The following is a 13,908-nucleotide window of genomic DNA, read 5'->3' on the forward strand; positions in this document are numbered from 1 at the left end:
GCAAGGAGGCCTAGCCCATGCGGTATCGAAAGTTACGTCCATTAGTGACCCTGGTTGCAGGACTTGCCATCGTCGCGGGTACGATTGCCGCGAGTCCAGCGACGGCCGCACCATTTGTCGGATCAGTCCGCGATTTCAACTCCGAGGCAACTGGGGTCGCGCCGACAGGGTGCACCACCCTGGGAGACGTGACGGTACAATCTGCGGCAATCGCCGGGGCACCGGGAGGAAACAGGGCCGCTCGACTCATCGATGCGTCCGCATCGAACTACCCGCGGCTCGTCTGCGCGAGCACCGCGTCAGCGCAGAAGTCGGTGACGATGCAGTTGACTGCCCCGCAGATGGACATCGGCGTAGTGATAGCACTTGGCAAGACGTCGGCGGACACCACGGGCCTGTGGCGGTTCTTCCTCGAGCGATCGGGTACCGACGTCGTCGTGTCGGTCTTCAATGGTACTAACTGGGTGGTAATTGGAACGGCACCTGGAGTCAATCCGACGACGGAGTGGTTCGAGGTGCGCCTGGATGCTTCCTCTACCTGGGCGACGATCGGCGTCGATCGTGCCCGTTTCTCGACTAGTGCTCGAGCATCGACCGGCACGACGATGGAATCGGTGATCATTAACTCTGCGGGAACGACACCACTCGGTCTCCAGCTGTACGTGGACGACTTTGGTGTCGCGAACTCGATACCGGCGTTCTCGTCAACTCTCGCCGCAACTGCGCCCGTCGGGCAACAGATTCGCTTCCCCGGCGCCGCGAAGCTTCTCGACGGCACCATTGTTGCCGCCTACTATGAAGGTCCCTCTCACGGAGCGACTAACGGCCTGATCAAATTGGTGCGTAGCAGCGACGACGGGCTCACCTGGTCGTCGCCCATTCTGGTAACCGACCAGACCCACGATCCGCGCGGACCACAGTTGACAACTCTCAACGACGGGACGCTTCTACTTACCTACTTCTATATGGAGTGGACCGCAACGCCCTACGTCGCCCACGGCACGTTCGTTATGCGATCTACGGACGGTGGGCTCACATGGTCCAGTCCGAGTGCCGTCGGAACGCAGATGAGCTGCGCATGTGGTCCGGTTTGGCCGGACTCATACGCGGGAGGCTGGAGCGCCCACAAGGGGCCAATCGTCGAACTGGCGTCGGGTGACCTGCTAATCCCGCTGTATGGCACCACACCGACCGATAGCCGGATCCGCGCAACCGTTGTGCGTAGCACCGATGGTGGCGTGACCTGGGACGCCGCCAACGAGGTAACTCTAGGCGTGGGGTCGATTTCGTACCTGGAGCCCAATCTGTCGGTCCTGCCGTCCGGCGAGTTGGTCGCGACGATAAGGACGAGTGCGACGCCTCGAAAACTTTACCTGTCGCGGTCCTTCGACAACGGGTTCACATGGACCACGCCATCAGCAACGGACATCCCCGCCGAGGCGCACTCGCAGATCGTTCTTGACGATGGGAGCGTCCTTCTCACTTACGGCAATCCGAATCTCCCCGGCCGGCCAACTGAGGGGATCATCATCGACGACCCATCAGGTTCCTGGAACGGCCTGGCCGTGCGATCTACGCTCGTGTACGACGCCGCCACCACAGACCAGGCGAATCCGGCCAACATCGAGGTTTCGCCGGGTGAGTACTTAACACTCGGCTACAACGTCTCAAATCGAACGATGTCCGCAATCTTCACAACCAGAGCTGACTACGCGAACTAGTTCAATCCTCGCTGCTTCCTCTGTGAAGATGCAGGAACGGCCGTGGTGCTCTGCATCGCGGCCGTTCTGTTTTTGAGTTTCTTGACATGGAACGGCGGCCCACATCATGTTTAGGACATGGAACAGGATTCCACCAACTACCACTCTCAAGGCCTCATGCGTGGGCTGATCGCACTCCGAACTCTAGGTGAGCGAGGACAGCCACTTGGGTTGGCCGAGCTTGCGCGAACCCTCGACATGCCCAAGCCATCGTTGCTCCGCCTCCTGTCGGTGATGGAGCGCGAAGGATTCGTTTCTCGGTTCGGGCAGCCGCCTGTCTACGCTCCCGGTCCGAGCGTCTACGCTCTCGCCGAGACGCTCACACCGGTGGAGTTTTCTGAAGTGACCGCCCCCACCTTGAAGGCGCTCGCTGACGAACTCGGGTTCACATCGAACCTCGGCATACTTCAGGGAGAGTCGGTGCTGCACCTCGATGTTGAGGAACCCGCTCGAGCGCTGCGCCTTTCGGCCGGCGGCTTTCTTGACCACACCTACTGCACAGGTCTCGGCAAGATGTTGCTGTCCGCGCTTGACCCTGCGCGGGTGAGTGATCACCTCCCAGGACGAGAGCCGTACAAAATGTTCACCGATCGCACGATTCGGACGCGCCGCCAACTCGTCGCCGACTTGAGTCGCATCCGCGAGCGTGGATTCAGCATTGACGACCAGGAACGCAATCGAGGGGTGCGTTGCATGGCGGTTCTCGTGCCGACTAGCCACGACGTCGTGCTTTCTCTCAGCGTCTCGGGGCCAGCCGGCGAACTCGCAGCCGACGACGAAGAGCGCGTGCATCGAAAGCTCGTGAGCGCAGCAAAGGCTGTCGCTGAGCTCCCGCGTCTCGGCATTGTCCTCAACAACCTTCGATCGAGATTGGCCATCGAATGATCATCGACATCCACACCCACTGCCACCTTCCCGAGCACTGGGGATCCGAGCACAAAGACCATTGGGAGGGTGCCTACGGCGAGCCGTACCCCGTTGTCACGCCGGAGAGCTTCGACGCCGCGATGGTGGGCATCGATGTAGCGGTCACTTTTGGAATGGGGGCGACCTTGCCAAACGTGCGCACGCCGAACGCCTTCGTTGCTGACTTCATTGCGAAGGTGAAAACGCCCACCATCGGGTTCTGCGCCATCGACCCGTCCGACTCGGATTGGCGCGACCAGCTCGACGAGGCCCATGAGCTCGGATTGCAGGGTGTGAAGCTCTACCCGGTTCTGGCGCTATTCGATCCACTCGCCGCGGAGTTCGACGACTTCTACCGCATCCTCACCTCGCGAAACATGGTGGCGCTGTGGCATATGGGAGCGACCCCGAGTCCGGTCGGCAGCCTTGCAGTTAGCCAGCCACTAGTGATCGATGAGGTCGCTCGCCGACACCCAGATCTAGTCCAGGTGATGGCCCACATGGGTCACCCGTGGCAGCGCGACACCAACGTTGTTCTCCGCAAGAACAGCCGAGTGTTCGCCGACGTTTCCGGGGTCCCGTCGCGGCCCATGGATGCCTTTCTCGCTCTTGTGCACGCGCAGGAGTGGCAGTCCGTCGACAAGCTCCTCTTCGGCTCGGACTACCCCCTGTGGACCCCCGCGCAGGCCATCGAGCGCCTGAACGAAATCGCGGCCATGCGCGCGGGGACACTCCCCTTCGTTCGAGAAGAGACCATCCATTCGATCCTGCACCGAGACACACTCTCTCTGCTGGGACTGACCGACCCGCGAACCTGAAAGTACCGGCCTACGCTATGCAGAAAACTGAAGTATCCCCGACCCGCGCCGCGGAGATTATCCCTGGGGGCGTGAACTCCGCTACGCGAGCAATCGGCGAACCGTGGATGTTCGTCTCTGCCCATGGGGCCAAAATGACTGACGTTCACGGCCGCGATTACATCGACTATCACGCCGCATTCGGGGCGATTCTTCTGGGCCACTCGGATGAGCGCGTGACCGCCGCCGTCGATGACGCATCGCGGCGGATGGGGCTCGCCGGGCTGGGAATTACAGAGCTCGAGCTGCAGCTCGCCGAACTCGTAGTTGATGCCATTCCTTCCGCGGAGATGGTCATCAGCACGATGAGCGGATCCGAATCAGTGCTCCAGGCGATTCGCCTCGCTCGAGGAACCACCGGCCGCCACTACATCGTCAAGTTCCAGGGCTGCTTTCACGGGTCGTTCGACGCGGTTGCGCGCAACGTAATCTCCGCGCCCGATCGAGCGTACGGATGGGACCCGAACTCGACCGGCATCCTCCACGAAGCGCTCAGCCACACCCTCATCGCCGAGTTCAACGACCTTGCCTCGGTCGAGGAGCTCTTTCGGCAAAACGGCGACGAGATCGCAGCCGTAATCGTGGAGCCGGTCCCACACAACGTCGGGACCCTATTGCCTGACCCGGAGTTCCTGCGGGGGCTCCGTGAACTCACCCGATCGCACGGATCCCTCCTCATCTTCGACGAGGTCATCACCGGGTTTCGACATGCTCTCGGCGGCTATCAAGAGCTGTGTGGGATCACGCCCGACCTCACAACGTTCGGCAAGGCGATGGGTAACGGATTCCCCGTAGCAGGACTTGCCGGGTCGCGTGAAGTCATGAGCAACTTCAGCCCCGCTGGGGGTTCGGTGATGTTGGCCGGAACCTTCAACGGCAATTCGGCCTCTACAGCTGCAGCGATCGCGACGATCGGAGTCCTGTCCGACCCGGCGGTCGGATTCTACGACCACGTAAGAACGCTTGGCGACCGGATGCGTGATGGCATGCGTTCCATCACGCGTGAACTCGGCATTCCCGCAGTCGTTACCGGACTCGGGTCCGTCTTCGTCACCTACTTCCTCGAAGGGGAGGTGCGTGGATATCGGGATCTACAGCGCAACAACGACCATGCGTACGCCAAGTTCCATCGAAAGATGACCGACGCGGGCTTCCTCATGTATCCGATGGCGCTTAAACGAAACCACATCTCCCTCGCACACACCGAAGATGACATCGACCGGACGCTCGACGCAGCCGCAGATGTCCTGGCGTCGATGTGCATCGCGGGCGACTTCGAAACCGGAGACCTCAAGTCGTGAGCGCACCCACACGCACGGTAGTCGCCAACGGGACCGTCGTTGACGGCTTCGGAGGCGTTCCTTGGGTCGGCGACGTCCTCATCTCTGGAGGCCGGATCGAGGCACTTGTCCCGGGAGGGTCGAGACCCGAGTCTGGCTATGACGCAGCGGTAGTCGATGCCACAGGACATGTGGTGTCGCCGGGATTCGTCGACATCCACTGCCACTCCGACCTGACCCGCTTCGCCTATCCCGTGAACGAGAGTCGTATAACGCAGGGCATCACGACCGAAGTAGTGGGCAACTGTGGGATGTCCGCGGCGCCGACGGGGAACGATGCCCGGACCTTCGCATCGCTCATCGCGACCATCGATGTGACCCCGGAGACACCTCGCCCATGGTCTACCGTCAGTGAGTGGCTCGACGCGCTGGATCGCACACCGTCCACCACTAACGTCGCTGCCCTCGTCGGGCACGGCTCTGCGCGTCATACGGCTGCCGGTCAAACTACAGGCGATCCCACGATTCAAGCCACAGCCCGAGTCGTCCGTGAAGCACTGGACACGGGTTGCGTAGGCGCCAGCCTCGGGCTCATGTATGCGCCCGGCGAGTCAGCGCCTCCAGAGGAACTGAGGGCGATCGGCGAGGAGGTCGCCAGCGCCGGAGCCTTGTTCGCCGCGCATTTGAGGGACTATCGGGCCGCAGCGATCCGGGGCTCGGTTGCTGAGGTAGTCGAGGCTTCGGGCGGCGCCCGAATTCAGATCTCTCACCTGCGCGCGACTAGCCCTGAGCCGGGCTTCGCTGACATTCTTGAGCACGTCGAGTCGCTCCGTGACCGCTTCGACATCGCGGCCGACTGCTACCCGTACATCGCCGGTCACACCACCCTTGTTCAGATCTTGCCATCATCAGTTCGAGCGGGCGGACCTAGCGAGGTCTTGAAAATGGGAAGCAATCCCTCTTTGCTCGCGGCCCTGCTTGAGGCGTCCGGTTGGCGCCCGGATCAGATCATCATCATGAAAGCCGCACGTTCCGCGGAGGCTGTCGGCGACTCGCCGGTGAATCACTCTGCGCCGTGGGCCTGGCTTGCTGATCTTCTGCTTTCCAACGATGGGCTCGTAGACGTCGCCGTCGAGAGCGGATTCTGGCGCGACGTCGACAGCGCACTGCGCAAAGACTGGGTCACGATCGGATCCGATGGCACGGCGCTCTCGCCCGACCACCAGATCTCTGCACCACACCCGCGATCGTGGGGCGCGTTTCCTGCGGCGTTCCGACGCATGAGGGACAACGGCATCGGCTTGGCGACGGCGGTTCGGCGCATGTCGGTCGCCTCAGCAGAGCGAGTGAGAGTCCCCAGCGGTCTAAGGCCGGGCGCTCCGGCTGATATCGCCGTGTTCGATGAGCTCACCTTCGACTCCGATGCCTCATTCGGTCACCCGGCGAGGCCCGCCACCGGCCTGCTCCACGTCTTCGTTAACGGTAGGCAGGTTGTCGCGAACGGCCGGCCGACGTCTGAGCGCCCCGGTCGGCTGCGTAGGGCAGGCGAGACGACTTGAACGAGATATCCCGTCACGACACGTTCGCGCTTGGAGCGCTCGTCCGCGTTCGAGACTCACAACGCAACTCAAAGGAGAAGAAATGAAGCTGGCAACTTTCGAGCATGACGGAGAGATCCTGCACGGTGTGATTGAAGGGGATCGAATCGCTGTCGCGGGCCCCGGAGACCTTCGCGCGGTCATCGAGGGCGCTCCGCTCGAGCGCACCGGTCAAGTCATTTCGGTCGACGCCGTCCGCATTCTCGCCCCGCTCACGAATCCGGGTAAGGTCGTCGCCGTCGCTGCGAACTACCAGGAGCATGTGATCGAAGGCGGCGACAGGCCTCGCGAGAAGAGCACGGCGACTCCTCGCCTCTTCCTTAAGCCGGACACGACTGTGGTCGGCGACGATGCGGAGGTCGAGATCGCCTCCATCACAACGCAACTCGACTGGGAAGCCGAACTCGCCGTCGTCGTCGGGCACCTCGCGAAAGATGTGAGCGAGACCGAGGCGCTGAACTTCGTCTTCGGATACTCGACGAGCAACGACATCTCAGCGCGCAACCTGGTGACTGGGGCCGCCCGAGACGGCGAAGCCGCGACTGACTTCTTCGACTGGCTTGCAGGCAAGTGGCTAGATGGCTCTGCGCCTTTCGGGCCCTACGTGGTGACCACCGACGAGATCCTCGACCCCCAGAAGCTAGCTATCACGCTCACGGTGAACGGTGAGCCCAAGCAGCTCGGTAACACCGCCGACATGATCCATTCGGTGGCTGAGATCATTTCGTTCACGTCGCGACTCATGACTCTGCGTCCGGGTGACATCATCCTCACCGGCACACCCGCCGGTGTCGGGATGGCCACCGGGACCTACCTCAACCCTGGCGATGTCGTTGTCGCTGAGATCGAAGGGCTGGGAGCCCTCACCTCTCGAATCGTGGCGCCCCGCAACCGCGGCTAGCGCTCGTCCCTGCACCGCCCGAACCAAGGAGTATCCATGCCAAAAAAGTTGCTCGCCAGTCTCGGCGCTCTTGTCGCTGTAGGACTGCTGCTCGCCGGTTGTGCTGCACCGCAGTCCCCTGAGCCCGACGAAGACGTCGATACCTCGGCAAATATCTATCTCGTGCAAAAGCCCGCGACCTTCAACACCCTCAAGCCGGGCCAGGCTGCGGAGGCGCTTACGATGTCGCTGATCTTCGACAACCTGTTCACGACCGATCCAAACTTCGAGTACGTGCCGCGACTTGCGGAGAGCTGGGACATCTCGGAGGACGCTAAAACGTTCACCTTCCACCTGCGGGAGGGACTGAAGTGGAGCGATGGTGAGCCGTTCACCGCGGAGGATGTGCTATTCACGTACAACCTTGCGGCAAACCCCCAGGTAGGCGGAGCATGGTCAGCACGCCTTGCCGAAGTCGAAGGATTCGCCGCGGTTCAGGATGGTTCGGCGAGTGAACTCGCAGGCATCGTAGCTCCCGATGAGTACACCGTGGAGTTCACACTCTCGAAGCCGAACGCCGGATTCATGGCGTTGATCGGATATGGACCGGTGTTCTATATCCTGCCGAAGCATGTCCTAGGAGAGAAGGATCCCGCGGCTCTCCTTGAAGATCCGTGGTTCCAGCTCCCGTCAACAGGGATGGGTCCGTACACGATGAAGAAGTTCAATGTTGATCAGGACATCGAGCTTGTGGCCAACGAGAACTATCGGACCAAGGTCGGCATCGATCATCTCTTCCTGAAGATGCTCACGAGCGATGTTGCCACTGCCCAGCTCGGCACCGGGGAAATCGATCTTGCTCAGGTATCGGCCCTGGATCTGGACACGGTGTCGGCAATCTCTGGGGTCTCCGTGACGTCGAAGCCTTCCCCCGGCTTTACGAGAATCTCGGTAAATACGACGAAGCCGCAGTTCGCGGATCATCGCTTCCGACAGGCAATGCTGTACGCGATCGACCGTCAGGGCATCATCGACGGAGTTCTTGGGGGCGAAGCCACTCTTTTGAATAGCGACATCATGACATCGTGGGCGCTTCCGGACGACCTCGAGGCCTACGAATACGACCCGAAGAAGGCCGAAAAGCTACTCAAGGAGATCGGATATGACACCTCGCAGGAGGTAAAGCTGTCTTGGATCCCCGGTCAGCGCGATCGAGATCAGATTGTCAACGTCGTCATAGAAAACCTCAACGCGGTGGGAATCAAGGCTGTCGCGAATCAAGTCGACGGAGCGGCGCTCATCGACAGCTACACAGACCTCAGCTACGACATGGGCGTGCTCGGTGGCGGGGTGTACCCGATGGATCCTGCCAGCAGTTTTCCGATCGTCTCTTGCACACAGCACTTCCCTGCCGGCTCGAACGTTGCGCTGTTCTGCAACGAGGACCTGGATGCCGCAATGGCTGCCGGACAACTGATTGCGGATCAGGACGAACGCGCCGAGATTTATCATGAGGCGGCCCGCATCGACAACGAATACGTGCCTTACGTCTGGCTCAACAACCCGAACATCATCTGGGCTACAAGCGGTCGTCTGCAGGGGTTTGAGCCTCACGGTGACTTCACGAACGGGTTCTGGAACGCTGCGGACTGGACGATCGTCGGCGACTGACCGATGAGAGAGTAAACATGCTGAGATCTCTGCTGACTCGTCTCGCGTCGAGCGTCCTGGTTTTCGTCCTCATCGCTATAGGACTGTTTCTTCTGGTGCGTCTCGCGCCGGGAGATCCGGTCGATATGATGATCCCGCCCGAGGCGGGAGGGGCGGATCGCCAAGCGTACATTGACGCGATGCGCGAGAGGCTCGGCCTAAACGAGCCGTTGCCCACACAGTTCTTCATCTGGTTCGGTGGGCTACTTCGCGGAGATCTCGGCTACTCGTACTCCAACGGCCAGCCGGTCGGGCAGCTTCTGTTCGACCGGCTGGGCCCGACGATTCTGCTCACAGGGACCGCCCTAGTCCTGGGCCTGTTGATCGCCATCCCGCTCGGCATCCTGACCGCGGTGCGCCGAGACACCGTCGTCGACTATGGAATCACCAGCGTGAGCGTCCTCGCAATCGCCGTACCGAGCTTCTTTCTGGCGATGCTGGCCATCTATGTTTTTGCGGTCCAGCTGCGGTGGCTACCGTCGTCTGGGATGCACTCATCGGGCAGGACGGACTTGCAAGATCTGCTGATTCACATGGTGATGCCCGTCGGGATACTTGCCCTCGCAGTGGCAGCGCCGTTGACTCGATATGTGCGGAGCGGAATGCTCGAAGAGTTGGAGAAAGAGTACATTCGCGCTGTCGTTGCGAAGGGAGCTTCACCTGGTCGGGTGCTCGCGCATGCGTTCCGCAACAGTCTGATCTCGCTCGTCACGGTCTTGGCTCTGTATGTGCCCGTGTTCCTGGCGGGCGCGGTGGTGCTTGAACAAGTCTTCTCCTGGCCGGGTATGGGACAGCTGGCAGTTTCGTCGCTTACAACGCGTGACTATCCCGTGATCATTGGATTCGGCCTGTACATCGCTGCGCTGGTACTGATTGCCAACCTGATCGCTGACTTGATGTATTCCGTAGTCGACCCGAGAGTGAGATCACGTCGATGAGCGCCACGATGACCGTCCTCTTGCCCAAACCCGAGCGTTCACCCCGCGCGCTCGCCTGGAGACGATTCGCACGCAATCCGCTCGCGTTGATCGGAACATTGACTCTGTTGCTGATCGTCGTCCTAACCCTTATTGCCCCGCTAATCATCCCCATTGACCCAAGCGCGATCGATCTTGCGGCGGTCCGCCGACCACCCAGTCCTGACCACCTACTCGGGACGGACTCCTCCGGACGCGACGTGTTGGCTCGGATGATCGCTGGTGGGCAAGTATCGCTAACGATCGGATTCTTGGCCGCCGCCATCGCTGTTTGTATTGGTGCTCTGGTCGGTGCCGTCGCGGGCTGGTTTGGTGGAACCATCGACGCGGTCATCAGCCGCATCGTAGACATCTTCCTTTCCCTTCCTACCGTCCTCGTCGTGATCGTCGTGGCCGGGATACTCGGGCCGAGCGCCACGATGCTGATCGGAATCATCGCGGGCCTTGCTTGGCCGGCGTCAGCTCGTATTGCCCGAGGAGTAGTGCTGGGTCTTAGAGAGCAGGAGTTCATTCAGGCGGCGAGGGTGTCGGGTTCCGGCAACTGGTTCATCATCCGCCGACATCTTCTCCCTGGAGTCCTGCCACCCGTGATCGTTGCGGCAACCCTCCTGGTGTCCGAAGCAGTACTGCTGGAATCGGCGTTGTCATTTCTTGGTGCCGGAGTGCGTCCGCCGCAAGCGAGTTGGGGAAACATGCTCACCGAAGCACAGTCACTGACCGTTCTTTCTTCCATGCCGTGGTTGTGGTTGCCACCGGGAATCATGATCGCATTGACAGTGCTGTGCGCGATGGCTGTGGGCGACGGAATCCGTGACGCGATCGACCCGAAGAGGAACAAATGACTACTCGGTCCCTGATGGAGGTCTCCGGTCTTAGCGCGGGAGTCGAGCGCAAGAGCGATTCGCTTCGGATTCTCCGCGATGTTTCATTCGATGTGAGGTCGGGTGAGGTGGTGGGAGTTGTCGGCGAGAGCGGCTCAGGAAAGAGCATGACTGCTCTCTCGATGATGGGTCTGCTGCCGGCCGCCGTGAGCATCACCGCTGGTTCGCTCGATTTCGATGGTGAAGACTTGTCAAAAGTCTCCCCTGCGGTGATGCGCAGTATTCGAGGCAAGCGGATCAGCATGATCTTCCAGGACCCGATGACAACACTGGACCCCGTCATACGCGTCGGTAAGCAGATCGAGGAGGCTTATCGAATCCACCATCGCCGTGCCCCCCGCGATCAGGCGCGCCAGCGTGCCGCCGATGTACTTACGCTTGTGGGGGTTCCGGACGTGCAGCGGCGGATGAAGCAATTTCCTCACCAGTGGTCCGGCGGGATGCGCCAGCGAGCAGTCATCGCAATGGCCCTGGTGAACGATCCGGAACTCGTGATCGCGGATGAACCGACGACCGCGCTCGATGCGACCATCCAGGCGCAGGTTCTCGAAGTTCTCCGACACGCCCAAGCGAAACTCGGTGTGGCGATGATGCTCATCACGCACGACCTCGGTGTGATAGCCCAATACGCGGACAGGGTCGTTGTGATGTACGCGGGACAAGTAGTCGAGTCGGCGACCACAGCCCAACTTTTCTCCGACAGCCGCCACCCATACACCGTTGCGTTGATCAAGAGTCGCCCCAGTGGATCAACCCCGGGGTTGCGTCTCGCTGCGATTCCGGGACAACCTCCCTCGCTTTCCGATCTGGGCCAAGGATGTCCCTTCGCCGTCAGGTGCACCGCTCCTTTCAAATCTGCCCGGTGCATTGAAGAACCCACAGTGTTAGCACCAAGTGCCGACGGTCGTTTGAGCGCGTGTCACTTCCGTGACATGCAGGAGGTGGCTCAGTGAAAAAGGATGATGCGTCCGAGATCCTCTCCGTCGAGAACCTCTCCGTGACCTACCGTGCTCCCCGTGGCCAGACGGTCAGCGCGGTTGACGGCGTTTCATTCTCGGTACGCGAGCGTGAGGCTCTCGGGATCATTGGAGAGTCGGGTTGCGGCAAGACAACGACCGGAAAGACAATCGCACAACTCGAGCATGCCTCGGGCGGTCGAATCTCGTTTCGCGGCGAGGATCTCGGTGCTGCCAAGAGATCGCGCCGGCATCAGCTCCGTAGAAACGTGCAATTCGTCTTCCAGGATCCCCATTCGTCGCTGAACCCTCGAATGACGGTTCAGGAAATCGTGGCAGAGCCCCTCCGTGCCTTCGGTATGTGGCACGGGACTCAGTCGCGCAAGGATGTCGAACGGATACTCGATGGTGTTGGACTTCCTCAAAGCGCGCTCAACAGATATCCGCACGAATTCTCTGGTGGCCAACGCCAGCGCATAGGCATCGCACGTGGCTTGGCTCTCGATCCGGATCTCTTGATCCTGGACGAACCGGTTTCAGCGCTGGACGTCTCGATCCAGGCCCAGGTACTCAACCTGTTGATGGATCTGCGGCACGATCGAGACCTCAGTTACATCATGATTTCGCACGACCTCGACGTCGTCCGCCACGTCGCGGATCGCGTTCTGGTCATGTACTTGGGAACAGTCGTCGAGCAGGGGCCCGTCTCGTCCGTCCTTTCCAATCCAGCGCATCCGTATACCGCGGCCCTCGCTTCCGCGACTCCGTCATCGGATCCGACTCAGCGACGCGAGCGCATTGTCCTGACGGGCGACGTACCTTCCCCCATCAACCCGCCGTCCGGCTGCCGCTTCCGCACTCGCTGCTGGCGCGCCGACGAGAAGTGCGCCCAAGAACGACCGGAACTCACGCGTATTGGTCAGACCGACCGCACGGTCGCATGCTTCTATCCGTTGGACGTGGCGATCGATTTTAGGCGGTCAGGCGCATGACCCTCGATCATTTCATCGGAGAGGATGTTCGGAACCTCCCGACACCCGTCGTTGTCATCGACCGCGATGTGCTGATGCGCAACATCCGGACCATGGCCACCCACGCTGAGACTTTAGGTGTCGCACTTCGGCCTCACTGGAAGACAACCAAAATGGCTGAAGCAGCCCAACTTCAGTTGCGTCACGGCGCGATCGGGCATACCGCAGCCACGACTGCTGAGCTCGAGGCGCTGGCGGGTGAGGGCTCTCCCTCCGTGTTCATCGCTTACCCGCCCGTCGGGCAGGCGCGCGTCCGTTCCGTTCTTTCTGCGGCGCGGAGCACGGAGATCATCGTGGGGGTCGATTCCGCAGAGTGCTTGTCAGACCTATCGGATGCCGCATCTTCCGTCGGCATGACCATTCCGATCAGGCTCGACATCGACACCGGTCTCGGGCGTACAGGAGTCGACCCGTCGCGCGCGATCGAGGTCGCACACGCTATCTCCGAGTTGCCGGGTCTTCATCTGCGGGGAGTGTGGACGCACGAGGGGCACGTTCAGGGGATGGGGGCCGATTCCGCCCTGCGGCATCTGACGGGCATTGCGGCAGGGAGGCTCCTCGTCGAGGTCGCTGATGCGTTGCGGGATGAGGGCTTCGACCTCCGCGATGTCTCGGTCGGATCGACCGCAGGCGCGTGGTCAGCGCCCACCGTCCCTGGCATCACTGAGGCTCGTCCGGGGACGTACGTGCTCGGCGACGAGAACCAGGTGGCAATCGGCACAATGCAGGCGGCCGACGTTGCCGTCTCTGTGCTGAGCCGTGTCGTCAGCACGCAACGTGACTCCGTGGTCATTGTCGATGCAGGAATCAAGGCGCTGTCGAGTGACGGATCTCTTCACGGTGATGGGCGACTCGGCACCGTCGTGTCGCCCGGCGGAGGGCAGATCGCAACAGCGCACGAGGAGCACGGATTTCTCCGGCACGCGACCAGCCTTCGCGTCGGGGATATTGTCCGCATCCGCCCCAATCATGCGTGCGGTGTCGTGAACATGCACAGCACAGTCGTCATCACCGAGAACGACATCGTGGTCGAGACCTGGCGAGTCCTCGCCCGGCATTGAGAACAATCCAA

12 protein-coding genes are annotated in these 13,908 nt (G+C 61.3%); all 12 read left to right on the forward strand.

Annotation, left to right across the window (positions count from 1 at the left end; translation table 11 throughout):
• The first annotated feature begins 44 nt into the window (after nt 1–44).
• The 12 genes from DC434_RS05810 (at nt 45) to DC434_RS05865 (ending at nt 13,897) form a co-directional block, all read left to right on the forward strand.
• Entirely contained in the window at nt 45–1,721 is a 1,677-nt protein-coding gene (locus DC434_RS05810) for a sialidase family protein (RefSeq protein WP_165808007.1), read from the forward strand.
• A gap of 117 nt (nt 1,722–1,838) precedes the next feature.
• The gene (locus tag DC434_RS05815; RefSeq protein ID WP_116634339.1) at nt 1,839–2,645 is read left to right on the forward strand and encodes an IclR family transcriptional regulator; all 807 of its coding nucleotides are present in this window, start codon (nt 1,839–1,841) and stop codon (nt 2,643–2,645) included.
• Nucleotides 2,642–3,484 (forward strand): amidohydrolase family protein, encoded by an 843-nt coding sequence (locus tag DC434_RS05820; protein WP_116634340.1) that lies wholly within the window; start codon nt 2,642–2,644, stop codon nt 3,482–3,484. Before DC434_RS05815 ends, DC434_RS05820 begins: the two co-directional genes overlap by 4 nt.
• Nucleotides 3,485–3,501: 17 nt before the next feature.
• Nucleotides 3,502–4,824, forward strand: coding sequence for a glutamate-1-semialdehyde 2,1-aminomutase (locus tag DC434_RS05825; protein ID WP_116634341.1), 1,323 nt, complete (start codon nt 3,502–3,504; stop codon nt 4,822–4,824).
• Nucleotides 4,821–6,362, forward strand: coding sequence for an amidohydrolase family protein (locus DC434_RS05830; RefSeq protein ID WP_165808008.1), 1,542 nt, complete (start codon nt 4,821–4,823; stop codon nt 6,360–6,362). The genes DC434_RS05825 and DC434_RS05830 overlap by 4 nt, the downstream gene beginning before the upstream one ends.
• Before the next feature lie 82 nt (nt 6,363–6,444).
• Nucleotides 6,445–7,302: a fumarylacetoacetate hydrolase family protein gene (locus DC434_RS05835; protein ID WP_165808009.1), complete on the forward strand. Its 858-nt coding sequence runs from the start codon at nt 6,445–6,447 to the stop codon at nt 7,300–7,302.
• 36 nt (nt 7,303–7,338) lie between these two features.
• Nucleotides 7,339–8,952: an ABC transporter substrate-binding protein gene (locus DC434_RS05840; protein WP_116634344.1), complete on the forward strand. Its 1,614-nt coding sequence runs from the start codon at nt 7,339–7,341 to the stop codon at nt 8,950–8,952.
• A gap of 17 nt (nt 8,953–8,969) precedes the next feature.
• Nucleotides 8,970–9,929 carry an ABC transporter permease gene (locus DC434_RS05845; protein ID WP_116634345.1) on the forward strand — a complete coding sequence of 320 codons (960 nt, stop codon included), beginning with the start codon at nt 8,970–8,972 and terminating at the stop codon, nt 9,927–9,929.
• 8 nt (nt 9,930–9,937) lie between these two features.
• The gene (gene opp4C / locus DC434_RS05850; RefSeq protein WP_165808010.1) at nt 9,938–10,810 is read left to right on the forward strand and encodes an oligopeptide ABC transporter permease; all 873 of its coding nucleotides are present in this window, start codon (nt 9,938–9,940) and stop codon (nt 10,808–10,810) included.
• A gap of 14 nt (nt 10,811–10,824) precedes the next feature.
• Complete coding sequence (locus DC434_RS05855; protein ID WP_243408864.1) at nt 10,825–11,802, forward strand: ABC transporter ATP-binding protein; 978 nt, start codon at nt 10,825–10,827, stop codon at nt 11,800–11,802.
• Nucleotides 11,799–12,797 carry an oligopeptide/dipeptide ABC transporter ATP-binding protein gene (locus DC434_RS05860; protein ID WP_116634348.1) on the forward strand — a complete coding sequence of 333 codons (999 nt, stop codon included), beginning with the start codon at nt 11,799–11,801 and terminating at the stop codon, nt 12,795–12,797. Before DC434_RS05855 ends, DC434_RS05860 begins: the two co-directional genes overlap by 4 nt.
• Entirely contained in the window at nt 12,794–13,897 is a 1,104-nt protein-coding gene (locus DC434_RS05865) for an alanine racemase (RefSeq protein WP_116634349.1), read from the forward strand. Before DC434_RS05860 ends, DC434_RS05865 begins: the two co-directional genes overlap by 4 nt.
• Nucleotides 13,898–13,908 lie beyond the last annotated feature (11 nt).

It is taken from the genome of Microbacterium sp. TPD7012, from assembly GCF_003075395.1.
In the GTDB taxonomy this organism is placed as follows: domain Bacteria; phylum Actinomycetota; class Actinomycetes; order Actinomycetales; family Microbacteriaceae; genus Microbacterium.

What these genes read in the sequence shown, in the direction of transcription:
- DC434_RS05815 (WP_116634339.1), top strand. Translation starts at nt 1,839, where the DNA reads ATGGAACAGGATTCCACCAACTACCACTCTCAAGGCCTCATGCGTGGG.
- DC434_RS05820 (WP_116634340.1), top strand. Translation starts at nt 2,642, where the DNA reads ATGATCATCGACATCCACACCCACTGCCACCTTCCCGAGCACTGGGGA.
- DC434_RS05825 (WP_116634341.1), top strand. Translation starts at nt 3,502, where the DNA reads ATGCAGAAAACTGAAGTATCCCCGACCCGCGCCGCGGAGATTATCCCT.
- DC434_RS05835 (WP_165808009.1), top strand. Translation starts at nt 6,445, where the DNA reads ATGAAGCTGGCAACTTTCGAGCATGACGGAGAGATCCTGCACGGTGTG.
- DC434_RS05840 (WP_116634344.1), top strand. Translation starts at nt 7,339, where the DNA reads ATGCCAAAAAAGTTGCTCGCCAGTCTCGGCGCTCTTGTCGCTGTAGGA.
- DC434_RS05845 (WP_116634345.1), top strand. Translation starts at nt 8,970, where the DNA reads ATGCTGAGATCTCTGCTGACTCGTCTCGCGTCGAGCGTCCTGGTTTTC.
- opp4C (WP_165808010.1), top strand. Translation starts at nt 9,938, where the DNA reads ATGACCGTCCTCTTGCCCAAACCCGAGCGTTCACCCCGCGCGCTCGCC.
- DC434_RS05855 (WP_243408864.1), top strand. Translation starts at nt 10,825, where the DNA reads ATGGAGGTCTCCGGTCTTAGCGCGGGAGTCGAGCGCAAGAGCGATTCG.
- DC434_RS05865 (WP_116634349.1), top strand. Translation starts at nt 12,794, where the DNA reads ATGACCCTCGATCATTTCATCGGAGAGGATGTTCGGAACCTCCCGACA.